The organism is Streptomyces sp. NPDC087428, assembly GCF_044744085.1.
Classification (GTDB): Bacteria; Actinomycetota; Actinomycetes; order Streptomycetales; family Streptomycetaceae; genus Streptomyces.
On sequence record NZ_JBIUXR010000010.1, the window covers coordinates 325379 to 351741 of the forward strand.

General features: G+C 68.7%; 25 protein-coding genes. 12 read left to right on the top strand and 13 right to left on the bottom strand.

The window, feature by feature from the left end; translation table 11 throughout:
• Positions 1-152: 152 nt before the first annotated feature.
• Entirely contained in the window at positions 153-1235 is a 1083-nt protein-coding gene (locus tag ACIO3R_RS23090; protein ID WP_363022851.1) for an inositol-3-phosphate synthase, read from the bottom strand.
• Positions 1236-1296: 61 nt separating this feature from the next.
• A complete protein-coding gene (locus ACIO3R_RS23095) occupies positions 1297-2001 on the bottom strand; it encodes a PadR family transcriptional regulator (protein WP_385041670.1) in 705 nt (234 codons plus the stop codon).
• A gap of 401 nt (positions 2002-2402) precedes the next feature.
• On the opposite strand from ACIO3R_RS23095, the gene ACIO3R_RS23100 reads away from it, so the two are divergent.
• The gene (locus ACIO3R_RS23100) at positions 2403-5114 is read left to right on the top strand and encodes a transglycosylase domain-containing protein (RefSeq protein ID WP_402108267.1); all 2712 of its coding nucleotides are present in this window, start codon (positions 2403-2405) and stop codon (positions 5112-5114) included.
• 134 nt (positions 5115-5248) lie between these two features.
• Positions 5249-6745, top strand: coding sequence for a glycosyltransferase family 87 protein (locus tag ACIO3R_RS23105; protein ID WP_385038441.1), 1497 nt, complete (start codon positions 5249-5251; stop codon positions 6743-6745).
• A gap of 54 nt (positions 6746-6799) precedes the next feature.
• Here the strand turns inward: ACIO3R_RS23105 and ACIO3R_RS23110 are convergent, their stop codons facing one another.
• The 3 genes from ACIO3R_RS23110 to ACIO3R_RS23120 form a co-directional block, all read right to left on the bottom strand.
• A complete protein-coding gene (locus ACIO3R_RS23110) occupies positions 6800-7831 on the bottom strand; it encodes an alanine racemase (protein ID WP_363022857.1) in 1032 nt (343 codons plus the stop codon).
• 169 nt (positions 7832-8000) lie between these two features.
• Positions 8001-9119: a lipid II:glycine glycyltransferase FemX gene (locus tag ACIO3R_RS23115; RefSeq protein ID WP_402108271.1), complete on the bottom strand. Its 1119-nt coding sequence runs from the start codon at positions 9117-9119 to the stop codon at positions 8001-8003.
• A gap of 190 nt (positions 9120-9309) precedes the next feature.
• The gene (locus ACIO3R_RS23120) at positions 9310-9624 is read right to left on the bottom strand and encodes a hypothetical protein (protein WP_385348973.1); all 315 of its coding nucleotides are present in this window, start codon (positions 9622-9624) and stop codon (positions 9310-9312) included.
• A gap of 281 nt (positions 9625-9905) precedes the next feature.
• On the opposite strand from ACIO3R_RS23120, the gene rpsF reads away from it, so the two are divergent.
• From rpsF to rplI, 4 genes are all read left to right on the top strand, one after another.
• The gene (rpsF, locus tag ACIO3R_RS23125; RefSeq protein WP_018101872.1) at positions 9906-10196 is read left to right on the top strand and encodes a 30S ribosomal protein S6; all 291 of its coding nucleotides are present in this window, start codon (positions 9906-9908) and stop codon (positions 10194-10196) included.
• A gap of 74 nt (positions 10197-10270) precedes the next feature.
• Positions 10271-10900, top strand: a complete 630-nt coding sequence (locus ACIO3R_RS23130) for a single-stranded DNA-binding protein (protein ID WP_385039411.1) — start codon at positions 10271-10273, stop codon at positions 10898-10900.
• Between the two features lie 44 nt (positions 10901-10944).
• The gene (gene rpsR, locus ACIO3R_RS23135; protein WP_003967857.1) at positions 10945-11181 is read left to right on the top strand and encodes a 30S ribosomal protein S18; all 237 of its coding nucleotides are present in this window, start codon (positions 10945-10947) and stop codon (positions 11179-11181) included.
• Positions 11182-11199: 18 nt separating this feature from the next.
• On the top strand, positions 11200-11646 hold the full coding sequence (gene rplI / locus ACIO3R_RS23140; RefSeq protein WP_073733221.1) for a 50S ribosomal protein L9: 447 nt from the start codon (positions 11200-11202) through the stop codon (positions 11644-11646).
• Positions 11647-11773: 127 nt separating this feature from the next.
• Here the strand turns inward: rplI and ACIO3R_RS23145 are convergent, their stop codons facing one another.
• Positions 11774-13111, bottom strand: coding sequence for an MATE family efflux transporter (locus tag ACIO3R_RS23145; protein WP_402108274.1), 1338 nt, complete (start codon positions 13109-13111; stop codon positions 11774-11776).
• Between the two features lie 460 nt (positions 13112-13571).
• Here ACIO3R_RS23145 and dnaB point away from each other — a divergent pair, with 460 nt between their 5' ends.
• Entirely contained in the window at positions 13572-15050 is a 1479-nt protein-coding gene (dnaB, locus tag ACIO3R_RS23150; protein WP_385039418.1) for a replicative DNA helicase, read from the top strand.
• 87 nt (positions 15051-15137) lie between these two features.
• Here dnaB and ACIO3R_RS23155 read toward each other — a convergent pair whose 3' ends face one another.
• Positions 15138-15632: a hypothetical protein gene (locus ACIO3R_RS23155; RefSeq protein ID WP_402108277.1), complete on the bottom strand. Its 495-nt coding sequence runs from the start codon at positions 15630-15632 to the stop codon at positions 15138-15140.
• 26 nt (positions 15633-15658) lie between these two features.
• Positions 15659-16792, bottom strand: coding sequence for a M20 family metallopeptidase (locus ACIO3R_RS23160; protein ID WP_402108421.1), 1134 nt, complete (start codon positions 16790-16792; stop codon positions 15659-15661).
• Between the two features lie 270 nt (positions 16793-17062).
• Between ACIO3R_RS23160 and ACIO3R_RS23165 the strand changes: the two genes are divergently transcribed.
• Complete coding sequence (locus ACIO3R_RS23165) at positions 17063-17947, top strand: LysR family transcriptional regulator (RefSeq protein ID WP_385039423.1); 885 nt, start codon at positions 17063-17065, stop codon at positions 17945-17947.
• 132 nt (positions 17948-18079) lie between these two features.
• A complete protein-coding gene (locus ACIO3R_RS23170) occupies positions 18080-18958 on the top strand; it encodes a phosphotransferase (RefSeq protein ID WP_402108280.1) in 879 nt (292 codons plus the stop codon).
• Positions 18959-19353: 395 nt separating this feature from the next.
• Here ACIO3R_RS23170 and ACIO3R_RS23175 read toward each other — a convergent pair whose 3' ends face one another.
• Positions 19354-19767 (bottom strand): winged helix-turn-helix transcriptional regulator, encoded by a 414-nt coding sequence (locus ACIO3R_RS23175; protein WP_402108282.1) that lies wholly within the window; start codon positions 19765-19767, stop codon positions 19354-19356.
• A gap of 92 nt (positions 19768-19859) precedes the next feature.
• On the opposite strand from ACIO3R_RS23175, the gene ACIO3R_RS23180 reads away from it, so the two are divergent.
• Both ACIO3R_RS23180 and ACIO3R_RS23185 read left to right on the top strand, forming a co-directional pair.
• Complete coding sequence (locus ACIO3R_RS23180; RefSeq protein ID WP_402108284.1) at positions 19860-20699, top strand: SDR family oxidoreductase; 840 nt, start codon at positions 19860-19862, stop codon at positions 20697-20699.
• A 342-nt stretch (positions 20700-21041) separates the two neighbouring features.
• Positions 21042-21875: a PIG-L family deacetylase gene (locus ACIO3R_RS23185; protein WP_385040568.1), complete on the top strand. Its 834-nt coding sequence runs from the start codon at positions 21042-21044 to the stop codon at positions 21873-21875.
• 30 nt (positions 21876-21905) lie between these two features.
• Here ACIO3R_RS23185 and ACIO3R_RS23190 read toward each other — a convergent pair whose 3' ends face one another.
• Positions 21906-22646 carry a dienelactone hydrolase family protein gene (locus ACIO3R_RS23190; protein ID WP_385040565.1) on the bottom strand — a complete coding sequence of 247 codons (741 nt, stop codon included), beginning with the start codon at positions 22644-22646 and terminating at the stop codon, positions 21906-21908.
• A 110-nt stretch (positions 22647-22756) separates the two neighbouring features.
• On the opposite strand from ACIO3R_RS23190, the gene ACIO3R_RS23195 reads away from it, so the two are divergent.
• Positions 22757-24139, top strand: coding sequence for a serine hydrolase domain-containing protein (locus ACIO3R_RS23195; protein ID WP_402108287.1), 1383 nt, complete (start codon positions 22757-22759; stop codon positions 24137-24139).
• 36 nt (positions 24140-24175) lie between these two features.
• Here ACIO3R_RS23195 and ACIO3R_RS23200 read toward each other — a convergent pair whose 3' ends face one another.
• From ACIO3R_RS23200 to ACIO3R_RS23210, 3 genes are read right to left on the bottom strand one after another with little or no spacing between them, the layout of a single operon-like run.
• Positions 24176-25339 (bottom strand): winged helix DNA-binding domain-containing protein, encoded by a 1164-nt coding sequence (locus ACIO3R_RS23200; protein ID WP_402108290.1) that lies wholly within the window; start codon positions 25337-25339, stop codon positions 24176-24178.
• 28 nt (positions 25340-25367) lie between these two features.
• Complete coding sequence (locus tag ACIO3R_RS23205) at positions 25368-25820, bottom strand: GNAT family N-acetyltransferase (RefSeq protein WP_402108293.1); 453 nt, start codon at positions 25818-25820, stop codon at positions 25368-25370.
• Between the two features lie 47 nt (positions 25821-25867).
• Positions 25868-26326, bottom strand: a complete 459-nt coding sequence (locus tag ACIO3R_RS23210; RefSeq protein WP_402108295.1) for a MarR family winged helix-turn-helix transcriptional regulator — start codon at positions 26324-26326, stop codon at positions 25868-25870.
• Positions 26327-26363: the final 37 nt, after the last annotated feature.

A 26363-nucleotide genomic window follows, 5' to 3' on the forward strand; every position in this document is an offset into this window, starting at 1 on the left:
TTGAGGGTCCCCGGGCGGATTGCCCGGGGACCCTCAACGGTGCGGGAGCCGAGGAGCGTTGCCGCTCCTCGCTGTGCTGCCGCGCCGACGCGCCTGGGGCCGTCCGTCCGGATCCGGTTCGCAACCGGACGGGAGACCCTATTCAGGTGGCGTCAGTGGGAGACCTCGCCCCTGATGAACTTCTCGACGTTCTCGCGGGCCTCGTCGTCGAAGTACTGGACCGGCGGGGACTTCATGAAGTACGAGGACGCGGAGAGGATCGGGCCGCCGATGCCGCGGTCCTTGGCGATCTTCGCGGCGCGGACGGCGTCGATGATGACACCGGCCGAGTTCGGGGAGTCCCAGACCTCGAGCTTGTACTCCAGGTTCAGCGGAACGTCACCGAAGGCGCGACCCTCAAGGCGCACGTACGCCCACTTGCGGTCGTCCAGCCAGGCCACGTAGTCCGACGGGCCGATGTGGACGTTGTCCGCACCGAGGTCGCGGTCACGGATCTGCGAGGTGACGGCCTGCGTCTTGGAGATCTTCTTGGACTCAAGGCGCTCACGCTCGAGCATGTTCTTGAAGTCCATGTTGCCGCCGACGTTCAGCTGCATCGTGCGGTCCAGGACAACGCCCCGGTCCTCGAACAGCTTCGCCATCACGCGGTGCGTGATGGTGGCGCCGACCTGCGACTTGATGTCGTCGCCCACGATCGGGACACCGGCCTCGGTGAACTTGTCCGCCCACTCCTTGGTGCCGGCGATGAAGACCGGGAGGGCGTTGACGAAGGCGACCTTGGCATCGATGGCGCACTGCGCGTAGAACTTCGCAGCGACCTCGGAGCCGACGGGCAGGTAGCAGACCAGCACGTCGACCTTGCGGTCCTTGAGGATCTGGACGATGTCGACCGGGGCCTCGGTCGACTCCTCGATGGTCTCGCGGTAGTACTTGCCGAGCCCGTCGTGGGTGTGGCCGCGCTGGACGGTCAGTCCGGCGTTCGGCACGTCGCAGAGCTTGATGGTGTTGTTCTCGCTGGCGCCGATGGCGTCCGAGAGGTCGAGGCCGACCTTCTTCGCGTCGACGTCGAAGGCGGCGACGAACTCGACGTCCCGTACGTGGTACTCGCCGAACTGGACGTGCATCAGACCGGGCACCTTGCCGGCCGGATCGGCGTCCTTGTAGTACTCGACGCCCTGGACCAGCGAGGCGGCGCAGTTGCCCACGCCGACGATGGCTACGCGAACCGAACCCATTCCGGTTGCTCCCTGTGAGTAATGGATGTTCCTGATGAGGCCCCGCGGATCTGCGGGGATCTCACTTGGCGGTGTCGCCGGACGGATCCGGCGGGTTGTTACCCCGCCGGGGCAGGCCGTCCGGCTCTCCTGCGGTGTTCTGCTGAGCTGAGCCCTCGGGCGAGGATCGTCGCTGATCCCGTCCCGACCGCTCGCTCTCGATGAGCTCGTTCAGCCAGCGCACTTCGCGCTCCACGGACTCCATGCCGTGTCGCTGAAGCTCAAGTGTGTAGTCGTCGAGACGCTCGCGGGTGCGGGCCAGAGAGGCGCTCATCTTCTCGAGACGCTCCTCCAGTCGGCTGCGACGGCCTTCCAGCACCCGCATGCGCACCCCGTGCTCCGTCTGTCCGAAGAAGGCGAAACGAGCAGCGAAGTGCTCGTCCTCCCAGGAGTCGGGGCCGGTGTGCGAGAGCAGCTCTTCGAAGTGCTCCTTACCTTCCGCCGTCAATCGATAGACGATCTTGGCGCGGCGCCCTGCCAGAGAAGAGGAAGGGGCCACCGCACGGCCGGAGCCGGGCGGAAGGTCTGGCGGAGCGTTTCCCGGCTCCTCGATCAACCAGCCGTTGGCGACCAGCGTCTTGAGGCAGGGATAGAGGGTTCCGTAGCTGAAGGCACGGAAGATCCCCAGTGAGGTGTTGAGACGTTTGCGCAGCTCATAGCCGTGCATCGGGGACTCTCTGAGCAGTCCGAGGACAGCGAACTCGAGGATGCCGGAGCGTCTGCTCAACCTCGCCTCCTCCTTCTCCGAGTGCTCTCGCTGTCCCTGTGCCGAGCTGATATGCCGAGCCGATGTACCGAGCTGATGTATCGACTCGATACATCAGCACGATAGATCGGACTCTCCGTCGGGGCAAGGGGGGCCTTAGTGAACGGCGTCACATCGCGAATTCTTAGGAACCGACTTGCGTAATTTGAGGTGAAGTTCGGTCCTGGAAGGGTTTTGACCGTGCGTAGTCTGTCCGGCATGCAGACCACCGGGAACCGTGTGACGCCCGACCGCGTCAGTCTCCGCGGACTGACCGGATGCACTGCGGACGAGCCCGTCGCAGGGATGGTCCGTAATTCGGGGGGACCGGATCTCAACTGCCGCTTCCAGGCGTTCTCGCCTGCCCGAGGAGTAGTCGTTCGATGAGCGAGCACCGTCGCAAAACGCCGCAACCGCAAGGTGGCGGGCGCGCCGCGACCAGACGAGCCACCCAGCAGTCCTCAGGACGCCGTGCGGCACCGTCACGCGGCGTCACTGAGGAATCACCTTCCGTTTCGCCCGGCGAGGAAGCCCCGTACGGCGGGCGTGCCGCCGCGAGACGAGCCGCTCAGCGAGGCGGCGGCGGTCGTGGTGGCTCCGACGGTGGAGGACGGCGCCGCGGCGGAGGCGACGACGGGGCGGAGGGCCGCGGGCGTGGAAACCAGCGCCCGGTCAAGAAGCGCTTCATCGACTACCCGCGCGCCGGCAAGTACGGCGTGCGGCGCTGGGTGCCCTCGTGGAAGCTGGTCTCCAGCCTCTGTATCGGCTTCCTCGGCCTGCTGATGGGCCTCGCCGGCCTCGCGTACGCGATGGTCGCCAAGCCCGAGGTGAACGCGGCCGCGAAGGCGGAGAACAACGTCTACTACTGGTCCGACAACACCCAGATGGTCGCCACCGGTGGTCAGGCCAACCGGCAGGTCATCGGCTACGAGCAGATCCCCGAGGCGATGCGCAACGCGGTCATCTCGGCGGAGAACAAGTCGTTCGACCACGACAAGGGCATCGACCCGATGGGTATCGCCCGAGCGGTCTGGAACATGGCCAAGGGCGGCCAGACGCAGGGTGGCTCGACGATCACCCAGCAGTACGTCAAGAACTCACGGCTCTCCCAGGAACAGACCCTGAGCCGGAAGTTCGAGGAACTCTTCATCACGCTGAAGGTCGGCAAGGAAGAGAACAAGAAGACGGTCATGGCCGGGTACCTCAACGTCTCGTACTACGGGCGGGGCGCGTCGGGTCTCCAGGCGGCGGCCCGTACGTACTACGGCATTGACGCCAAGGAGCTGAACCCGAGCCAGTGCGCCTTCCTGGCGACCCTGCTCAAGGGAGCCAGCTACTACGACCCGGCCGGTGCCCCGGAGATCGACGCGAAGGAAGCCACCGCGGAGAAGAACCGGGACCGGGCGGAGAAGCGTTGGCGGTGGATCCTCAACGAAGAGGTGAAGGACGGCCGGATGACGAAGGCCGAGCGCCTCAAGTACACGAAGTTCCCGATGCCCGACCCGCTGAAGAAGGACGCCCAGCTGGGCGGCCAGACCGGCTACCTGGTCGACCTCGCGAAGTCGTACTTCCTCAACAACAACGACAAGGGCGTCACCGAGGAGATGCTCCGGCTGGGCGGGTACGAGATCCACACGACCTTCGACAAGAAGAAGGTCAAGCAGCTCAACGCGGCGGTCAAGAGGGTCTACGACGAGAAGATCGACCCCAAGAAGCGCCCCGACAAGGACACGCACGTCCAGTTCGGTGGCGGGTCGGTCGATCCGGCGACCGGCGCCATCAGGGCGATCTACGGCGGCAAGGACGCGACCCAGCACTACACCAACAACGCGGACCCGACGGGCGCCGCGGTCGGTTCGACGTTCAAGCCCTTCGTGCTGGCCGCTGCCATGGAGTACGGCAAGCGGGACCCCGAGCTCCGCGCGGACCAGAGTGACTCGGCACGCGAGAAGGTCTCGCCGATGAGCATCTACAACGGCGACGACAAGCTGAAGATCAAGCAGTACAACGGCGAGGTCTGGACCAACGAGGAGGGCAAGGAGTGGCTCCAGACCAACGACGGGCACAAGTCCGAGGGCGACATCACCCTTCGTAAGGCGATGGAGGTGTCCGCCAACTCCCCCTACGTCCAGCTGGGCATGGACGTGGGCACCGACAAGGTGAAGAAGGCGGCCATCGCGGCCGGTCTGAAGGACGACAGGAACATGGCGGACTCGAACGTTCCGTCGTTCTCCATCGGCACGTCCTCGCCGAGCGTGATCCGGATGGCCGGCGCGTACGCCACGTTCGCGGCCAGCGGCCAGCAGCGCGAGCCGTTCTCGGTCACCCAGGTGAAGAAGGTCGGCAGGGTGATATACCAGCACGAGACGGTCACCAAGCGCGCCTTCGACAGCGACGTCGCCGACAACGTGACCGACGTGCTCAAGAACGTCGTCGAGAAGGGCACGGGTACACCCGCCCAGCTCCCGGGCCGTGATGTGGCGGGCAAGACGGGTACGACGGACGACAACCTCTCCGCCTGGTTCGTCGGCTACACCCCGCAGTTGTCGACCGCGATCAGCATGTACCGGCTGGACGACAACGAGAAGCACAAGAACCGCAAGTTCGAGAAGATGTACGGGACCGGCGGTGAGGAGAAGATCCACGGCGCCTCGTTCCCGGCCCAGATCTGGCACGACTACATGGCCGAAGCGATGAAGAACCAGAAGGTCGTGGACTTCCCGAAGGCGGAGCCGATCGGCAAGACGCTCTACGGGGGCGGCGCGAGCAGCCCCGAGCCGACGCCGAGCTACACGCCCCCTCCGAGCCCGACCCCGTCGCCGTCCGACACGCCCACGCCGAGTGCTCCGGCCTCGCCGTCGCCCGACCCGTCCGAGACCTGCGGTACCTGGGACTGGAACTGCCAGAACGACGGCGGTACGTCCGAGGGAGGGGACGGCGGCACCGATCCCGGCACGACCGGCGGGGACAACGGCGGCACGCCCGGCACCTCGAACGGGGCGGCCGGGGGCAACGGCGACCCCGGCGGCTCCAGCCCGCCCACCAGTGACGGGGGCAACAGCAACGGCGACATCTTCGGTGGCCCGCCCGGTTAGCGCCCGGCAGGCAGCGCTCCTCACCCGGCCCGCGGTCCGGGTGAGGCCATCCGAGAGTCATGTCGAGGGCCGTCGCACCACAGGGTGCGGCGGCCCTCGACGTTCGCACAGTCCCGTACGGCAGGATGTGCGGCATGCCAAGTGCAGAGGACACGAGCGTGCATCAGGAACGGTCCGTCGTACGGCCCACGCATGAGGACGAGGTCGCCGCGGCCGGCAGCGAGCTGATCGGTGGGAGGTCGGGCCGCTGGTCGCGGCTCGGCAGCACCGCACTCAGCCCCGTGGGCGCCGTCGCGCTGGTGGCGCTGGGGATGTTCGCGCTCGGCATGGTGCAGAAGCTGCCCTGCTACAACTGGGCCTGGTTCCAGGGCGCCGGCTCCCAGTACACCCACGCCTGCTACTCGGACATTCCGCATCTGTACGCGGGGCGCGGTTTCTCCGACGGTCTGGTGCCCTACTTCGACCGGCTGCCCGGCGATATGCAATATCTGGAATACCCCGTGCTGACGGGGGTGTTCATGCAGATCGCCGCCTGGCTGACCCCGGGTGGTTCGATCCAGCACCAGGAGCAGGCGTACTGGCTGGTCAACGCGGGCATGCTGATGATCTGCACCGCGATCATCGCCGTCTGTGTCGCGCGCACGCACCGGCGCCGCCCCTGGGACGGCCTCCTGGTGGCGCTCGCACCCGCCTTCGCCCTCACCGCCACGATCAACTGGGACCTGCTGGCCGTCGCCCTCACGGCCGCGGCGATGCTCATGTGGTCCAGGAGCCGCCCGCTGGCGTTCGGCATCCTGATCGGGCTGGCCACGGCCGCCAAGCTGTATCCCGTGCTGCTGCTGGGCCCTGCCTTCGTGCTGTGCTGGCGGGCCGGGAAATGGCGAGCGTTCTGGGTGGCGACGCTCGGCGCGGCGGCCTCCTGGCTGGTGGTCAACCTGCCGGTGATGGCGTTCGCGCCCGAGGGGTGGAAGAAGTTCTACACCTTCAGCGAGGAGCGCTCGATCGACTTCGGCTCCTTCTGGCTGATCATCACCCAGCGCACGGGCGAGGCCATCGACGTCAGCACGGTCAACACCGTCTCGACCCTGGGGACGATCGCGCTGTGCGCCGCCATCGGCGCGCTGACGCTGACGGCGCCGCGCCGGCCGCGGTTCGCGCAGCTCGCGTTCCTCGTCGTCGCGGTGTTCATCCTCGTCAACAAGGTCTATTCACCGCAGTACGTGCTGTGGCTGATCCCCCTCGCCGCGCTGGCCCGCCCGCGCTGGCGGGACTTCCTGATCTGGCAGGCCTGCGAGGTCATGTACTTCCTGGGCATCTGGATGTACCTCGCCTACACGACGAGCGGCGACAAGCATCAGGGGCTGCCGACGGAGGGCTATCAGCTGGCCATCGCCCTGCATCTGCTGGGCACGCTGTACCTCTGCGCCGTGGTCGTGCGCGACATTCTGATGCCGGAGCGGGACGTCGTGCGGCGCGACGGATCGGACGATCCGTCGGGCGGGGTGCTCGACGGGGCGCAGGATGTCTTCGTGCTGGGCCACGCGGCCGCGCATCCGCCGCGCCATGCCACGTTCACGGTCGAGGGGCCGCGCGTGGAGTGGGGCACCGGGGGCACGCCGGCCGCGGACTGAGCGACGCGACGGGTGAGGCTGCGGGCCGTCGGCACAGCGGCGGCCCGCAGCGCCTCAGCGGTCGACGAGGCGGTCGAACTGCGTGGTGGTGTGGCGCAGATGGGCCACCAGCTCGTCGCCGACCCTCGGCTCCTCCGCGTCCGAGGGCACGAACAGGATCGACACCTGCATGTGCGGCGGCTCGGCGAACCAGCGCTGCTTGCCGGCCCAGACGAACGGCGACAGATTCCGGTTGACGGTGGCCAGGCCCGCACGGGCGACCCCCTTGGCGCGCGGCATCACGCCGTGCAGCGCCTTCGGGGCCTCCAGGCCCACCCCGTGCGACGTACCGCCCGCGACGACCACCAGCCAGCCGTCGGAGGCGGCCTTCTGCTGCCGGTAGCCGAACCGGTCGCCCTTGACGACGCGCGTGACGTCGAGCACGGCACCCCGGTACTCCGTCGCCTCGTGATCGCCGAGCCAGAGCCGGGTCCCGATGCGGGCGCGGAAGCGGGTCTGCGGGAACTGCTGCTGAAGCCGGCCCAGCTCCTCGGCCCGGAGGTGGCTGACGAACATCGTGTGCAGCGGCAGCCGGGCCGCCCGCAGACGGTCCATCCAGGCGATGACCTCCTCGACGGCGTCCGAGCCGTCGGTACGGTCCAGCGGCAGGTGCAGGGCGAAGCCCTCGAGCCGTACGTCCTCGATGGCCGCGTGCAGCTGCCCGAGCTCGTCCTCCTTGACGCCGTGCCGCCTCATCGAGCTCATGCACTCGATGACGACCCGGGCGCCCACCAGGGCGTGCACCCCGTCCACGGACGACACGGAACGGATGACCCGGTCGGGCAGCGGCACCGGCTCCTCACCCCGCCGGAACGGCGTGAGCACCAGCAGATCGCCGCTGAACCAGTCCTTGATCCGGGCGGCCTCGTAGGTGGTGCCGACCGCGAGCGTGTCGGAACCGAAGCGGATCGCCTCGTCGGCCAGCCGTTCGTGGCCGAAGCCGTACCCGTTGCCCTTGCAGACCGGTACGAGGCCGGGGAACTGATCGAGCACGGATTTCTGGTGCGCCCGCCAGCGCGCGGTGTCGACGTACAGGGAGAGCGCCATGGCCGGTCCGGAACCTTTCTGGTGGCTGCGGTGTGTCAGAGGTATGAGGGGCTTCTTGAAGAACCCATTGAAACGAATGAAGCCGGTTTCGTCAGCCTTGTGCCGAGGATCCTTGTGCCGGGGATCCTTGTGCCGAGGATCCTTCTGCCACGGATCCTTCTGTCACGGATCAGCGGCGGGACATGTAGATGTCGAGCGCCTTGTGCAGCAGCTTGTTGAGCGGGAAGTCCCACTCACCGAGGTACTCCGCCGCCTGACCGCCAGTACCCACCTTGAACTGGATCAGACCGAAGAGGTGGTCCGTCTCGTCCAGGGAGTCGGAGATGCCGCGCAGGTCGTAGACGGTGGCGCCCATGGCGTACGAGTCACGGAGCATCCGCCACTGCATCGCGTTCGAGGGCCTGACCTCGCGCTTGTGGTTGGCCGAGGCGCCGTAGGAGTACCAGACGTGACCGCCGACGATCAGCATGGTCGCGGCCGCGACGTTCTCGCCCTCGTGGCGGGCGAAGTAGAGCCGCATCCGGTTGGGGTCCTCGTTGTTGAGGGCCGTCCACATGCGCTGGAAGTAGCCGAGCGGGCGCGGTCGGAAGTGGTCGCGCTCGGCCGTGATCTCGTACAGCCGCTGCCACTCGGCGAGCTCGGCGTAGCTGCCCTGGACGACCTCGACACCGGCCTTCTCGGCCTTCTTGATGTTGCGTCGCCACAGCTGGTTGAAGCCCTTGTGGACGTCTTCGAGCGAGCGGTTCGCCAGCGGCACCTGGAAGATGTAGCGGGGCTGTACGTCACCGAAGCCGGCGCCGCCGTCCTCGCCCTGCTGCCACCCCATCTTCCGCAGCCGGTCCGCGACTTCGAAGGCGCGGGGTTCGATATGGGTGGCCTCGACGTCGCGCAGGCGCTTCACGTCGGGGTCCTGGATACCGGCCTTGATCGCGTGGGCGTCCCAGCGGCGGATGACGACCGGCGGGCCCATCTTCACCGAGAAGGCCCCCTGCTGCTTGAGATGCGTCAGCATCGGCTGCAGCCAGTCGGCCAGATTGGGGGCGTACCAGTTGATGACCGGCCCCTCGGGCAGATAAGCGAGGTATCGCTTGATCTTGGGCAGCTGCCGGTAGAGCACCAGCCCGGCGCCGACGAGCTCGCCGCCCTTGTCGAACCAGCCCAGGCTCTCCGCGCGCCACTCGGCCTTCACATCCGCCCATGCCGGGACCTGCATGTGACTCGCCGCGGGCAGACTCTGGATGTACGCCAGATGCTGCTCACGGCTGATGGTCCTCAGGGTCAGGCTCATGCGGGGCGCTCCTCGGCAGGTGTGTCCCCATCGGTCAGGGGCTCCGGCTCTCGCGCCGAAGCCTACTGTGACCGGGAAGCGCGCGGTCTGGCCCTGTCGTACCCGGACGGTTCCGGCGGGTGGGGCAGGGGACGGCGGCGGGCTGCGACGCCGTCCCGAGCCCGTGCCGGGACCGCTGGTTCCGGCCTGCTCAGCCCACCACGCCGCCGAAGAGGCCGCCGTGGGCCATGCCGAGGAAGAACCCGATGGCGGAGGCTCCGATGCCGAGGATCAGCGGGAACCTCTCCCGCGTCGTCACGGAGATGTACTGCCCGTACGCACCTGTGAGAATCCCGACGAGCCCGGCCCACGAGCTGATCAGATGCAGGCTGTCGAACATGGCCGTCACGAAGGCGAGGACGCCGAGAGCGAGCGTCACCAGCACCAGGGCGTCCTGGAGCGGATGGGCCCTGCCGTCCGTGGCGAAGAGGGAAACGGGGGGATGGGATCGTGCTGTGCGTGCCATGGAGTACCTCCTGGCCGAAAGGCGGCGCGTCGTGGCGCCGCTCACACCCGATGTGTACAGATTGCGTCTCCTGACCACCGGATTTCAACCGGAAGCCTCTGTGCAGGTACGCTGTACGGTCTGCACCGGTGTCTGCCCGGGGCCACCCCGGATCAGCCCCTTCTCGAAGGAGGGCGTTGTCAGTGGTGGCTGTTTTACTCGGAGACACTGTTGCTTACGCATCACGACCCTCCTGCCACGGAACGACCGTGGCCGCTGAGTCCAAAGGAGGTGGGTTCCACATGCGTCACTACGAGGTGATGGTCATCCTCGACCCCGATCTCGAGGAGCGAGCAGTCTCCCCGCTGATCGAGAACTTCCTCTCCGTCGTCCGTGAGGGCGAAGGAAAGGTTGAGAAGGTCGACACCTGGGGCCGTCGTCGTCTCGCTTACGAGATCAAGAAGAAGCCCGAGGGCATCTACTCGGTCATCGACCTGCAGGCCGAGCCTGCGGTCGTCAAGGAGCTCGACCGCCAGATGAACCTGAACGAGTCGGTCCTCCGGACCAAGGTCCTCCGTCCCGAGATCCACTGAGCTTCTAGCTCAGTGGTCATCGGGTTCGAGTAGCAGCAAGCAGCCAGAAGCAATCCCCGCCGAGAGGTTCACCCATGGCAGGCGAGACCGTCATCACGGTCGTCGGCAATCTCGTCGACGACCCCGAGCTGCGCTTCACCCCGTCCGGTGCGGCGGTCGCGAAGTTCCGCGTCGCGTCCACTCCCCGCATCTTCGACCGGCAGACCAATGAGTGGAAGGACGGCGAAGGCCTGTTCCTCACCTGCTCGGTCTGGCGTCAGGCGGCGGAGAACGTCGCCGAGTCGCTCACGCGAGGCATGCGCGTTGTCGTGCAGGGCCGGCTGAAGCAGCGGTCGTACGAAGACCGCGAGGGCGTCAAGCGCACGGTCTACGAGCTGGACGTCGAGGAAGTCGGCCCCAGTCTCAAGAACGCCACCGCCAAGGTCACCAAGACCACCGGTCGTGGTGGCCAGGGCGGCCAGGGCCAGGGTGGATACGGCGGCGGTCAGCAGGGTGGCGGTAACTGGGGCGGCGGTCCCGGTGCTGGTGGCCAGCAGGGCGGTGGCGGTGCTCCCGCCGACGACCCGTGGGCCACGAGCGCGCCGGCCGGCGGCCAGCAGGGCGGGGGCCAGCAGAGCGGCGGAGGCGGCTGGGGCGGAAGCTCCGGCGGTTCCGGTGGCTCTGGTGCCTCTGGCGGCGGCTACTCGGACGAGCCGCCCTTCTAAGGGCAGCTCGTACCCCCACTTCTTGATCACACAGGAGAAACACCATGGCGAAGCCGCCTGTGCGCAAGCCTAAGAAGAAGGTCTGCGCGTTCTGCAAGGACAAGACCCAGTACGTGGACTACAAGGACACGAACATGCTGCGGAAGTTCATTTCCGACCGTGGCAAGATCCGTGCCCGCCGCGTCACCGGCAACTGCACGCAGCATCAGCGTGACGTCGCCACGGCTGTCAAGAACAGCCGTGAGATGGCGCTGCTGCCCTACACGTCCACCGCGCGATAAGGGAAGGGTGACCGAATCATGAAGATCATCCTCACCCACGAGGTCTCCGGCCTCGGTGCTGCTGGCGACGTCGTTGACGTCAAGGACGGGTACGCCCGTAACTACCTGGTTCCGCGTGGCTTCGCCATTCGCTGGACCAAGGGTGGCGAGAAGGACGTGGCGCAGATCCGCCGCGCCCGCAAGATCCACGAGATCGCCACGATCGAGCAGGCCAACGAGATCAAGTCCAAGCTCGAGGCCGTGAAGGTCCGTCTGGCTGTTCGCTCCGGCGACGCCGGTCGTCTCTTCGGCTCCGTCACCCCGGCCGACATCGCCTCGGCGATCAAGGCTGCCGGTGGTCCGGACGTCGATAAGCGTCGCGTCGAGCTCGGCTCGCCGATCAAGACGCTGGGCGGACACCAGGTGTCCGTCCGTCTGCACCCCGAGGTCGCTGCGAAGCTCGGCGTCGAGGTTGTTGCTGCCTGACCAGGCCGCATCTCAGCAGAACAGTGAAGGGCCGCACCTCTTGGGGTGCGGCCCTTCGCCGTTTCCGGCTTCGGGTGCGTGCCGGTTCTCTGCCTGTTTCACGTGAAACAGGCAGAGAACCGGCGGCTCAGCGAGCGGCTCCGGTGACCAGCCACTTGCCCGAGCGGGTACGGAACCAGAGCGTCGCCATGCGAACGGCCATCATCAGGGCCATCGCGCACCACAGCACTGTCAGCCCGCCCCCGAGGTAGGGGACGAGCAGGGCCACCGGGGCGAAGACGGCCAGGGTGACGAGCATGGCCCAGGCCAGGTACGGACCGTCCCCGGCGCCCATCAGTACACCGTCCAGAACGAAGACGACCCCGGAGATCGGCTGGGTCAGGGCCACCACCAGCAGGGCCGGGAAGAGGGTGTCCTGGACGGACTGGTCGCTGGTGAACAACGGTACGAACAGGGGGCGGGCGAGAACGATCAGCACTCCGAACAGCACACCGGAGGCGACGCCCCACTGCACCATGCGGCGACAGGCCTCACGCGCCCCCTTGGCGTCATCGGCCCCCAGGTACCGGCCGATGATGGCCTGCCCGGCGATGGCGATGGCGTCCAGCGCGAAGGCCATCAGGCTCCAGAGCGAGAGAATGATCTGGTGCGCGGCCAGGTCGGTGTCGCCCAGCCGGGCCGCGACGGCGGTGGCGATCAGCAGGACGGCACGGAGCGACAGTGTGCGGACCAGGAGGGGCACACCTGCCTGGGCGCTGGCCCTGATGCCCGCGGCATCGGGGCGCAGTGAGGCGCCGTGTCGCCGGGCGCCGCGGACCACCACGACGAGATAGGCGACCGCCATCGCGACCTGGGCGATCACCGTGCCCCAGGCCGATCCGGCGATGCCGAGCCCGGCGCCGTAGACGAGGCCCGCGTTGAGGGCCCCGTTGGCGGCGAAGCCGCCGATGGCGACATAGAGCGGGGTGCGGGTGTTCTGCAGGCCCCGGAGCACGCCGGTCGCGGCCATCACGACGAGCATGGCGGGGATGCCGAGGCTGGAGATCCGTAGATAGGTGGTGGCGTAGGGGGCCGCGGTGTGGGAGGCGCCGAAGACCTCGACGAGCCAGGGGGCCAGGGGGAGAGTCAGGGCGATGACCGCGAGGCCGAGCAGTATGGCCAGCCAGATACCGTCCATGCCCTGACGGATCGCAGAGGTCAGGTCGCCGGCGCCGACCCGTCGGGCGACCGCTGCCGTGGTGGCGTAGGCCAGAAAGACGAAGATGCTCACGGCGGTCGTCAGGAGGGCCGCGGCAACGGCCAGGCCGGCCAGTTGCGGGGTCCCGAGATGGCCGACGATGGCGCTGTCGACCATGACGAAAAGAGGCTCGGCCACGAGTGCGCCGAAGGCGGGAACCGCGAGTGCGATGATCTCGCGGTCGTGCCGACGGCGACTGGGTGGCGGGCTCGCCGGTGCCTGGGTCATGAGGGCCAATCTAATCTTCCACAGGTAACAGATGCAATCCCTTATTGATCCTTACATTTGTTGCGGTTCGGTGTTCTCCTGGGTGTGGGTTGCCGTGATCTTGCACCGACTCGGAAACTTTTTCTCCCCCACAGCCAGTGGATGGGGAACGTGCAGGTCAGAAGGGTGATGGTGAGGTCGCTATGAGTTTGTCCACAGTGCTGTCCCCCGGTCCGTGCACAGGTTCTGCGTGGTTCTCCACAGCATCTGGTCCGTCGTCCACATGCCCTGTGGATAACCAGATTGGCTGACGGTGCCGGGAGGCCTACCGTGGTGCGGCGCCCCCACCCCGTTTCGGCCCTGGAAACCCGGCAGAACCCGACACACCGCAACCGGAGTCGGGCGTCTTGTTTGTCGGTGCCGTGCCGTAAGAAAGAGTGGCACGGCTAGGTCCGCGGAGCGGACGGGAGGAGGTGGCCGGATGAGTATTCCCGAGCCGTTGGACGACCCCTGGGCCGACACCGGTCCCAGTGACCGGCTGCCTGTTTCCCGCCAGCGCCGGGGCGAGAGCCGGGACCGCGGCGAGCAGCACGACCGCGGCCGGGAGAGCAACGGCTGGGAGGGCGGCTCCCCGGGATTCGAGCGGGTGCCGCCCCAGGACCTTGATGCGGAACAGTCCGTCCTCGGTGGCATGCTCCTGTCGAAGGACGCCATCGCCGACGTCGTGGAGATCATCAAGGGCCACGATTTCTACCGCCCCGCCCACGAGACCGTCTTTCAGGCGATCCTCGACCTCTACGCCAAGGGCGAGCCGGCCGACCCGATCACGGTGGCGGCGGAACTCGTCAAGCGTGGCGAGATCACCAAGGTGGGCGGAGCCCCGTATCTGCACACCCTGGTCCAGTCGGTGCCGACCGCGGCCAACGCTTCGTACTACGCGGAGATCGTTCATGAGCGTGCGGTGCTCCGGCGTCTCGTCGAGGCAGGCACGAAGATCACGCAGATGGGATACGCGGCCGACGGCGATGTCGACGACATCGTCAACTCCGCACAGGCCGAGATCTACGCCGTCACCGAGCAGCGGACCAGTGAGGACTACCTGCCGCTCGGCGACATCATGGAGGGCGCGCTCGACGAGATCGAGGCGATCGGTTCCCGCAGCGGCGAGATGACCGGTGTGCCGACCGGCTTCACCGACCTCGACGCCCTGACCAACGGCCTCCACCCGGGCCAGATGGTCGTCATCGCGGCCCGTCCCGCCATGGGTAAGTCCACGCTCGCCCTGGACTTCGCGCGGGCCTGTTCGATCAAGAGCAACCTGCCCAGCGTGATCTTCTCCCTGGAAATGGGGCGGAACGAGATCGCGATGCGCCTGCTGTCCGCCGAGGCGCGGGTGGCGCTCCACCACATGCGCTCCGGCACCATGACCGACGAGGACTGGACGCGGCTGGCGCGACGGATGCCGGATGTCTCCGCCGCCCCGCTCTACATCGACGACTCCCCGAACCTCTCCATGATGGAGATCCGGGCGAAGTGCCGTCGTCTGAAGCAGCGCAACGATCTCAAGCTGGTGGTCATCGACTATCTGCAGCTGATGCAGTCCGGTGGCTCGAAGCGTGCCGAGAGCCGTCAGCAGGAGGTCTCGGACATGTCCCGAAACCTCAAGCTGCTGGCCAAGGAACTGCAACTGCCGGTCATCGCGCTCTCCCAGCTGAACCGTGGTCCCGAGCAGCGGACGGACAAGAAGCCGATGGTCTCCGACCTCCGAGAGTCCGGTTCCATCGAGCAGGACGCCGACATGGTGATCCTGCTGCACCGTGAGGACGCCTACGAGAAGGAGTCACCCCGGGCGGGCGAGGCGGACCTGATCGTGGCCAAGCACCGTAACGGTCCGACGGCGACGATCACTGTCGCCTTCCAGGGGCACTACTCGCGCTTCGTGGACATGGCGCAGACCTGATCGGAGCCCGTGCCGGCTCGCATTTCCACTGTCTCCTGCTCGTTGACGGGTCCGCCGCGGTATCCACTCGGTCGTCACGTGCCGTTCTCAGCGAATGCCGTTCTTGGCCAGCCGGCTCAGCAGAGCGTCCACCATGGGGGGCTTCAGGCCCAGCGCCAGGATCACCAGAGGCCTGAGGCCGTGCCGTGCGATCTCGAACCGGTGGAGGGTCATGAAGACCGACGCGCCGATGTACCGGTTCAGCGCGGTCACCTCGCTCCACGCCACCGCGTCCTGCACGCCGCCGAACAGATTGGTGACGACCAGGCCGTCCTCGTAGACGTAGCATCGCCTGAGTCCGAATCTGACGGACATACGACGCCATGCCAGCATGAGGCCGAACAGGACGAGCACCACCGCTGTCATGACGGCGCCCTTGGCGAACGCAGCCGGGGGCCTGATGGTTGCCAAGCAGATGATCAGACTGACGTACAGCGCCACGCCGACCCGTCGTGCCATCTGCGCAAGGCCACCTCCCACTCCCGCTATGGGATAGCTGCCGAACCTCTCGCCGAGGCCGAACCCGTCCACGCCCTGTCGCATGATGAATCGTCCCCTCTGGACAGAGTTCACATTGAGTCCCGCCGGTCACGGTCGGGCCGGCGCCGCGTCCGCGTGATGAGTTGAGCGAGCAGGCGGGTGCGGGGGATCATCCGCACGACCTCGACGTACTCGGTGTTCGCGTGAGCGCCACTGCCCACGGCGCCCAGACCGTCCAGCGTCGGACAGCCCGCAGCCGCGGTGTAGTTGCCGTCCGAGGCGCCGCCGACGGCGATCCCTCGCAGCGGTTCCTCGCCCAGTTCCGCGGCGAGCCGGGAGGCGAGGGTGAAGAGTCCGGCGGAGGAGCCCGGTTCCATGGGCGGTCGTTGGCTGCCGCCCAGCACCTCCAGCCGGGCGCCGGGCGTCCGCGGCGTGAGCCCCCGTATGAGGGTGTCGATCCGCTCCTGTGCCGCCTGCGTCGGCACGCGTACGTCCACCGAGACCCGCGCCAGCGCGGGAACCGTGTTGCGCGCACTGCCGGCCGACAGGAGGGTGGGCGTGACGCTGGCGGAGCCCAGGACGCAGCCGGATCCGTCGACGGCACCCATCGCGGCCCCGAGACCGGCGATGGACAGTACCTGGTGAGCGGCCTCGACCGCGGCGTTGATCCCCTTCTGCGGTTCCAGACCCGCGTGTGCCGCCCTGCCGTGTACGACGACCTCGTACCGCGAAGTGCCCTTGCGGGCGGTCTTGAGCGCACCCTCGCCGTCCGCGGACGGTTCCAGAACGAAGGCGGCCGCGCATCCTCGCACGGATTCCTCGATCAGTTGCCGGGAGGTCGTCGAGCCGACCTCCTCGTCCCCGTTGATCAGTATGCCCACCCCGTCCGGGGACGGAAGCGAGGCCAGGGCATGGAACATCTGCACCAGGCCCGCCTTCATGTCCAGGACCCCGGGGCCGCGGGCGATCCCGTCGGCCACCGACCAGGGGTGGCTCTCGATCGAGCCCATGGGCCACACCGTGTCGTGGTGTCCTATCAGCAAGACCCGCGGGGTGCCGAACGTCCACCGCAGATGGGTCACACCGTCGATCACGATCGTCTCCGGCCCGGCCCCCAGCAGTCTCCTCCCGAGCGCGCCCACTACCTCGGCGCTTCGCGCCACCGCCGCGTGGTCGGCCGAGAAGGACTCGCAGCGCACGAGTTCCGCCAGGTCGGCCAGCATCGCCGGCAGCAGGACAGCGGCCCCCCGGGTCATCGGTCCCGCCCCGCGCCAATTCCCGTTCGTGCTGACCGTCGTGACAACACATGTCCCCCTCGGACGTCCTGGGCAGCGGTGCGGAGGGCCGTTCCCCCTGCGAAGCCTCGCTGTGCGAACGACGTTAGGGCGGGCCAAGGCATACCACCAGCGACTGGATTGCATGGGACCCATGCACCAGGAGAATGGGTTGTGGGAAGACGGGCGATGCCCGGAGGATCGTGAAGGGGGAGAGGCGTGTTCGAGGTAGACGCACTTCGGCTGCTCGTGGCCGTGGCAAAGGCCGGATCGTTCACCCAGGCGGCGGTCCGGCTCAATTACACCCAGTCCGCGGTATCCCGACGGATCGCCGCGCTGGAACAGCAGGCGGGCGGACCGCTGTTCGAACGGCTTCCTCGGGGCGTACGGCTCAATCCCCGCGGCCGTGCACTGCACCGGCACGCCGTGGAGGTGCTCGACCGGCTGTCCCGGGCGGCCCGGGAGCTGGCCGTGCTGAACGCGGGGAACGGCGGACTGCTGCACATGGGAGCCTTCGCCACCGCCAACATCTCGCTCGTGCCCACCGCCCTGCGGGCGCTCCAGCACGCCAAGCCGGATGTCGAGGTCATCGCGGTCGAGGGCTGGACCGACACGCTGATGGAGCGTCTGGAGGACGGGGCGTTGGACCTTGCTGTCGTCAGCGACTATCCGTCCGGTCTGCCGTCGGCCGCCGGTGTCACGACGACCATGCTGTGCGAGGACGAACTGTTCGTGGCGCTCCCGCGTGCGCACCGCCTGGCCGGAGCCCCCACGGTCGACCTGTGTGAACTGCGGGACGAGGCATGGCTTCACAGCGCGTACGGCGACCGTCCCACGATGCTCGCCGATGCCTGCGCACGGGCGGGCTTCACCCCCAGGAAGATCATCCGGATCGCGGAATGGACCGGGAAGTTCGGCTACGCGGCGGCCGGACTGGGGGTGGCCCTGGTCCCCTCGCTGGCCGCGCGGGCGGTCCCCGACGCACTCGTCCTGTGCCGCCTCACCGACCCCGCCCTGCGCCGGACCGTCCATGTGGCGCTGCCCGCAGCCCCGCTGCCGGCGGCACTGGCACTGAGGGATCTGCTGCACGACGCCGTCGGCTGAACCGACGGCGAGGGCCCACACCTGTGCCCGTCTCAGATCTCGCCGCGCAGCCTCACGGCCGCTCAGGGCGGACCACGGCTCCCCACGGTCAGTTCCGTCGGACCGACGAGGCGGGCAACGATAATCGGCCCGGTGACTTCTCCCTCGCAGAGCTGGACGCGTGCTGAGCGGCTCGATGCCGCCCGGACGGTCGACGCCCTTCATGCCCGGACCGGTGTCCGCCTGATCCTGGAAGGCCCCTGCCCAGGCGGACAGGTCGGTGCGGCTTTTGTGCGCTGGCCCGACGCCCACCGCTCCGTCCTCAAGTGGCGACCGCGGAGCCGGGCGGCGGACATGGAGGCAGGGCCGCTCGCCGTCACCGAAGCGCTCCGGCTGGCCGGCTGTCCGGCGCCGGCCACCGAACTGGTCGCCCAGGTCGGCCATGCGGTGGCCGTGGTTCAAGAGCTGCTGCCGGGCAGGGCGCTCGACCGCCTCGACCACCGCACCCTGGACCAGGCCCTCGAACTCAACCAGTTGCAGGCCGATCGCCTTGCCGACCGCCCCGAGATCCCAACGGTCGAGTTCCACCTGCGTGAGGACGGACCCGGCTACTGCCTGCACGATCCGCTGCGCCTGCACAACCGCCGCAGTGCCGCGCTCGAACGCTGGATCGCTGCTGTCGGCGCGGACCACCCCGCCCGAATGGCCGGGCATGACGCCGTGCACATGGACTTCCACCCCGGCAACATCCTGGCGGCCGACGGCTCGATCACCGGCGTCATCGACTGGGACGGTGCCGCTCGAGGCGACCGGCGATTCGACCTGGTCACCCTGCGCTTCGGTATCCACGCCGGGGAGGCCGACCCGAGGGTGACACGGCGTCTCGACGCCGTCCTCGACTCGCTCCCCGAGGACATCCTGCGGCCCGCATGGGCTCACATGAGCCTTCGCATGGTCGACTGGGCCATCAGGCACTTCGCCGCGGCGGACGTGGAGCACTGGCTGGACCTCGCCGAACAACGCGCGGCCTGACGGCGCCCCTGCCGGACCGCGAGTCCTGGCTCCTGGCACCGACTGGCCGGTGTACCCGCGGTCGGTGCCGGTCGGGGCGATGTCAGCCACGGGCCGGCCGGGGTGGTTTCCGTGGCCCGCGGCGGCGGTCTCGGCAACGGAGTCCTCGAACCGCCGGGCCGGCCGGCCGAGGGCTCGTACCTCACCGGGTGGCGGATGGGCCTGGGGCGGACCTGCTCCGGGACACGGACGCGACTGTCGCGGCGGTGGCCCGCGACGTCGGACACGAGGACGCGTCCGCCTTCGGCGTGGCGTTCAAGCGTGCCCGCGGGGTCAGCCCCTCGGTCCGGCGCCGGTAAGCGCGCGGCCCCCATGCCTTCGGCCGCTCCGTCGGCTTGGTTCGTACGTGTGGGGCCTCAGAGTGGCCGGTCCGATGGCGCGGCCGGTGGCTGTTCCGTGGCGGATGCTCCGCCGGGCGCCAGCTGCTGAGTGATCCGGTCGAACAGGTCCGTCAGCGGCTCACCGAGATCCTGGCCGAACTCGGTCAGCCCGTAGGTGACCTGGGGTGGCGTCGTCGGCTCGACCTCCCGCCAGACCAGCCCGTCCTGCACCAGTGTGCGCAGTGTCTGAGCGAGCATCTTCTCGCTGATGCCCTGGATGCTGTCACGCAGTTCGTAGAACCGAAGATCCCTGCTCCGCAGGGAGATCAGCACCCAGATACCCCACCTGCTGGTCACGTGGTCCACCACGCCACGCGCAGGGCAGTCGGTGTGAAACACCTCATACCGAGTGCTGGTCCCGGCCCGTGTCAGCTGCGCGCCTTCCCTCATGTCCGGAGCTTACCTCTGGGTATGTTCTTACGAAAAGTAAGCCCGCCTCCTAACGTCCATGGCCACAGTGCACAACGGACGAGGAGCGGAACATGATCGTGGTGACCGGGGCTACCGGGAATGTGGGCCGGCCTTTGACGCAGGCCCTGGCCGAGGCGGGCGAGCAGGTGACAGCGGTGTCACGCCATGCGGCGGCGGTGCCGGACGGAGTCCGGCATGTGGTGGCCGACCTGTCCGAACCGGACGGCCTCGTCTCGGCGTTGGGCGGGGCGAAGGCGCTGTTCCTCCTGCTCTCCGGCGACCTGCACGCCCCCGGAGCCAGGCCGACCGACATCATCGACCTGGCTGCGGCCAGTGGTGTTCGCCGGGTCGTCCTGCTGTCCTCGCAGGGTGTGGCGACCAGGCCGCTCGGCCCGTCGCGGATCGCGGTGCGTGCGGTGGAGGACGCGTTGAGAGAGTCCGGCCTGGACTGGGCCGTCCTGCGACCGGGCGGCTTCGCCTCGAACGCTCTGGCCTGGGCGGAGTCCGTCCGCACACAAGGGGTGGTCGCCGCACCCTTCGGCGACGTCGGGGTGCCGGTCGTCGACCCGGTGGACATCGCCGAGACCGCGGCGGCCTGCCTGCTGGACGACCGGCATACCGGGGGAGTCTTCGAGCTGACCGGGCCCGAGGTGATCACGCCGCGTCAGCAGGCGGAGGTCATCGCCGCCGAGCTCGGCTCGTCGGTGCGGTTCCACGAACTCACCCGCGAGGAGGCCAAGGCCGCGATGACCCAGTTCGTGCCGCCGGAGCTCGCCGACGAGACTCTGGACATCATCTCCGCTCCGAACCCGGCCGAACTGCGGATCAGCCCGGACGTGGAACGGGTTCTCGGCCGCGCCCCGAGCTCCTTCAACGACTGGGTCGCCCGGAACATCGACGCCTTTCGCTGAGGCACGCCTCGGCTGAGGCGTCCCGGGCAGCCCCGTGCGGCCACGGCCGCACGGGGCTGCCCGGTGTGCCGCCGCCCGCCGGTCCAGGGAATCGGACGCAACCGTGGGACCGGCCGGCTCGGACACGGTCCCGTTGAAGCGCCCACGTCGGGAAGGCCGAGCGGACGCGCCGGGAACAGCGGTTCGGTCCGCACGGTTGCATCGACCGAGAGACCGGCGCCGCACGGGCGGGGAACGCGGAGACCACAGGGTCGTCCGCCCCACCAGGATCCGGACCCCAGGATCGCGGTGAGCCCGCAGCGCACTCGGACCAAGACGTATTTTTCGCAGGAGGACTGTTTCATGACCGACCGGCCGTTGACGCTCATGGCAGTGCACGCCCACCCCGACGACGAGGCCACCGGAACCGGAGGGATCCTCGCGCAGTACGCGGCGGAAGGCATCCGCACGGTGCTCGTGACGTGTACCGACGGCGGTTGCGGTGACGGGAAAGGGGGTGTCAAGCCGGGCGACCCCGGGCACGATCCGGCGGCCGTCGCCTTGATGCGACGTCAGGAACTCGAGGCGAGCTGCGACGTCCTGAAGATCAGCGATCTGGAAATGCTGGACTATGCCGACTCCGGGATGATGGGCTGGCCGAGCAACGAGGCCCCCGGATCCTTCTGGCAGACCCCGGTGGAAGAAGGCGCCGCCCGGCTTGCGGAACTCATGCGGCACTACCGGCCCGATGTGGTCGTCACCTATGACGAGAACGGCTTCTACGGCCACCCCGACCACATCCAGGCCAACCGCATCACGATGGCTGCGCTGGAGATGACCGCGCTGACACCGAAGGTGTACTGGACGACGATGCCCCGGTCGAGGATGCAGCAGTTCGGGGAGACCCTGCGCGAGTTCCAGGAGGACATGCCGGAGCCGGATCCCGCCGAGGCCGCCGCGATGGCCAAGATCGGCCTCCCCGACGACGAGATCACCACGTGGGTGGACACCACCGCGTTCAGCGGCCAGAAGTTCGATGCGCTGGCCGCGCATGCCAGTCAGGGCGAGAACATCTTCTTCCTCAAGATGGGCAAGGAGAGGTTCGGCGAGTTCATGGGCATGGAGACCTTCGTACGTGTCAAGGACGCCACCGGCGCCGCCGTACCCGAGAACGATCTCTTCGCCGGACTGCGCTGATCCGCCCGTCCGGCCGGGGCCCGGAAGGGCTCATCGGCCGGACGGCAGCTCCGTGACGGGCAGGCACTCGGCGAGCAGGTCGACGACATCGCGCCAGGCACGCTGCGCGTGCCGTGGGTGGTAGCCGACGCCGGGACGCACAGTGTGGTCGACCGACGGGTGGTGGAAGGCGTGAAGGGCTCCGCCGTAGACGACGAGGCGCCAGTCGACGCCCGCGTCCTGCATCTCGGCGGTGAACGCCTCCCGTTGCTCGGGCGCCATGATCGGGTCTTCCGACCCGACACCGGCCCACACCGGGCAACGAATGCGTGCCGCTTCGCCCGGTCGGCCCGTGATCAGTGCGTTGACCGTCCCGATCGCCCGCAGGCCGACGCCGTCGCGCCCGAGTTCCAGCGCGATCGCGCCCCCGGTTCCGTAGCCGACGGCGGCGATCCGGTCGGGGTCGGTCCGCGGTTCGGCGCGCAGCACGTCGAGGGCCGCGTGGCCGATCCCCCGCATCCGGTCGGGGTCGGCGAGCAACGGCATGCAACGGGCCAGCATCTCCTCGGGGTCGCCCAAATAGCGCCCGCCGTGGATGTCGAAGGCCAGCGCCACGTAGCCCAGTTCGGCCAGTGCGTCGGCCCGGCGGCGCTCGACATCGCTGAGCCCCGTCCCCTCGGGGCCGATCAGGACCGCGGGCCGGCGGCCGCTACCGGCCGGGAGCGCGAGGTGCCCGACCATCGTCAGGCCGTCTGCCGGATACTCCACCGTGCGCGTGGCAACCGTCGTCATGAGAACGGACTGTAGTGACCGTCGAGCCCGGTCGGGCCGGTCTTCACCGTCGGCTGAACAGCCCGGGAAATGAGTTCGCTCCTGGCGGTTCGGGGCGGTAGTTGTTGACGATGACTACTCCTGCTGAACAGTTGCTTCCGGGTACCCAGCGCGCTCTGCTGCACCGCATCGCCACCGCCCAGGCCGAAGGCCGCTCACCCTCCTTGGCCGCCGCGGTGCAGCGCCGGGGTCAGGCCGTCTGGAACGGCTCCCGCACCTGTCTCGACGGCCATGCCCCGGATGCCGACACACAGTTCAGAATCGGTTCCCTCACCAAGACGTTCACCGCGGTGCTGGTCCTGCGGCTGCGGGACGAGGGCCTGTTGGATCTGGCCGATCCGCTGGAGAAGCACCTGCCCGGAACGGGGGTTGGCGAGGCCACCATCCATCAGCTGCTGGGCCACAGTGCGGGGCTCGGTGCGGAGTCGCCCGCTCCCTGGTGGGAGCGGACGCCGGGCAGCCTGCGGCCCGAGCTGGCCGATGTGCTCGGTGAGCAGACCCGGATGCACGTTCCCGGCCGCCGTCACCACTACTCCAACCCGGGCTACACGGTGCTCGGAGCGCTGATCGAGGCCATGCGCGGAGCGCCCTGGGCGCAGGTTCTGCGGCGTGAGGTCCTGGAGCCGCTGGGGATGCACCGTACGGGTCCGGAGGCGGAGGCACCGTATGCCGGTGGCTGGGCTGTCCATCCGTGGGCGGACGTCATGCTGCCCGAGCCGGCCGAGGATCTCGGACTGATGGCGCCGGCCGGTCAGCTCTGGTCCACCACCGCCGATCTCCTACGGTTCGCCGCCTTCCTTGCCGAGGGAGACGACCGGGTGCTCTGTGCGGCTTCCGTGGCGGAGATGAAGGAGCCGTCCGCGCCGGCCGAGTCGGGGGACTGGGAAGGGAACTACGGTCTCGGGCTGCAGGTGATCCGGAGGAAGGGCCGCACGCTCGTCGGGCACACCGGGTCGCTTCCTGGATTTCTGGCCACCCTGTGGTTCTGCGCCGAGGAGGATGTGGCCGCGGTCGTGTTCGCCAACGTCACCTCGGGCCCGCTGATCGGCGAGGTGGCCGCTGAGCTCGTGGACATCGTCGCCGAGGCCGAGCCCCGCATCCCGGAGCCGTGGCGCCCGCTGCCCGAGGTGGACGCAGATCTTCTCGCGCTCACCGGCCCCTGGTACTGGGGCACGCGTACCAACATCCTGCGCTTGAACCCCGATCGCGGACTGGAACTCCGTGGCCTGCGCGGTGATGGCCGCGGTGCGCGGTTCACCGCCCGGCCGGACGGCACCTGGATCGGACTGGACGGCTATTACGCGGGGGAGACGCTGCGGATCGTCCGGAACGACGACGGCAGTGTGAACCATCTGGACCTGGGTTCGTTCGTCTTCACGCGTGAACCGTATGATCCCGCGGCGGCCGTTCCGGGCGGGGTGGACGAGAACGGGTGGCGTGGTCTGGGAAGTTGAGTGCCGTGTTTCACGTGAAACAGAGCGGCGGAGCGGTCAGGCCGTCAACTCCCTTTCCAGTGGGGTGCGGAAGCGTGGAGTGATCCGCGCTTCCCCCACCCAGCCCGCCAGCCGGGATGCCTCCTCCTCGATTGCGGCGGTGGCGTCCCGGCCGGTGTCGGTCAGGAGCCGCCAGACCGGCTCGCCGTTGGCGTGCTGTGCCCAAGCGCCGACGATGCGGCCGTTCCACCACACGGTGGGGCCGATGTTGCCGGAGCGGTCGAAGAGGGCTGCCCGGTGTTCGGCAGCGAGGTGGAAACCGCGGTCGGCCCAGCCCATCGCGCTCGGGTCGAGCGCGGGCAGCAGGGCCGCCCAGGGCTCCGGCGTCGGTTCTGGCGCGGTGTCTCCCGGTGCGACCCAGGCGGTGGAGCCGCTGTCGAGCCGCACCTCCTCCGCTCCGACGGCTGCCAGCGCCTTGCGGACCTGCCCGAGCCCCCAGCCCGTCCACCACTTGAGGTCGGCCTCGGACCCGGGGCCGTACGAGCGGAGCCAGTGCAGGGCCAGTTCCGCCTGCGCCCCGGCGGTGGCGAGCACCGGCCGGGGTTCGGCAGCCGTCCAGCGGAACTGGCTGGATGTCCAGGAGCCCCGGGGCCGGTCCCGGCGGATCCGGCCTTCGGCGGCCAGTATGCGCAGGACCCGGGAGGCCACTCCCTGCACCGCCTCGTACTTCTTGCCGGGGAAGACCGTGATCTTCGCGCGCAGGGCGGGTACGGCGGCGGAGAGTTCGCTGCCGGTGGCTGCCCCGTGGGCGGTCAGGGCCGTCAGGATGGCCTTCTCCGTGTCGTCCAGCCAGCGTTCGTCCAGTACCTGGCTGTCCTCGGCCAGGTGCTTCAGGAAGGTCCGGCGCTCCTTGGCGGCCACCGCGCGGGCGTTCGACGCCTCGATCTGTGGGGCCAGCGTTTCCGACACGGTGAAGAGGGTGTTGCGCATGGAGAGCAGCCGGACCAGTGAGACGTCCTCGTACAGGGACTTCTCCACCGCGGCGACGCCCGGTGTGCGGAGCCGGGCGCAGACGGACAGGAAGACGGTGGCCGCGTCGGTGGCATGCAGCGCGACGAGGGCGTCGGCCACGGCCACCGGGGATTCGGCGCGCAGGGAGGGTGCCAGGAGATGGCGTCCGGCGAGCCTGGTGCGGCGTTGCTCGTCGCTGATGTGGTGCACCGTTGCTCCCTCGGGTGCCGGTCTGCGGTCAGAGGGCGAGCTTGAAGCCCACGTGGCTGGCGGCGAAGCCGAGCCGTTCGTAGAAGCGGTGCGCGTCGGTCCGGGTCGCGTCCGAGGTCAGCTGGACCAACTGGCATTCCTGGCGCCGGGATTCGTCCACCGCCCACTGGATCAGCCGGGTGCCGAGTCCGCTGCCGCGTTCGTCCTTGTGGACACGGACTCCCTCGATCACGGAGCGCGTCGAGCCGCGCCGGGAGAGGCCAGGGATGACGGTCAGCTGGAGTGTGCCGACGATCCGGTCCGCGCGCACGGCGACCATCAGGTGTTGGTTCGGATCCCCGGCCAGCCGCTGGAAAGCCGCCCGGTACGGCGTGAGGTCGTCCGGCGACTCCCGCCCGGCGCCCAGCGGATCGTCGGCGAGCATGGCCACGATCTCGGAGAGGTCGTCGACGCCCGCGGCACGTATGTCCAGATCGCTCATGATCAGCAGCCTACGCAGCCGCCCCGGGCCGCGCGGCGGCAACCGGGCTATACGGGGACCTTCAGCTCCTCGACCACCCGGACCAGCGGGACCAGCTCGGGGTCCTTGGCAGCCTCGTCGAGTGCGGCGCGCAGGGCGGTGTCATTGGTCGGCCTGGCCTCGGCGAGCAGGGCGAGACCGGACTCGGTGACATCGGTGTAGATGCCCCTGCGGTCGGTGTCGCAGAGGTACCGGGTCAGCAGACCGCGGTCCTCAAGGCGGGTGACCAGGCGTGTGGTGGCGCTCTGGCTGAGTACGACGGCGTCGGCCACCTGCTTCATCTGCAGATGGCCGCCCGGTCCGCTGTGCTGCCGGCTCAGCACGTCCAGCAGTGAGTACTCCCTCACGCTGAGGTCGTGCCGGCTCTGCAGCGCACGCTCGATATGGGCCTCGATCTTCCCGTGGAGCAGAGAGAGCGCGCACCAGCCCTGGGAGAGGGCGGTCAGTGCGGGGTCCGTCGCTGTCATGGGTGTCTCTCCTCCGTGCCGGAGCTGCTTACGTACA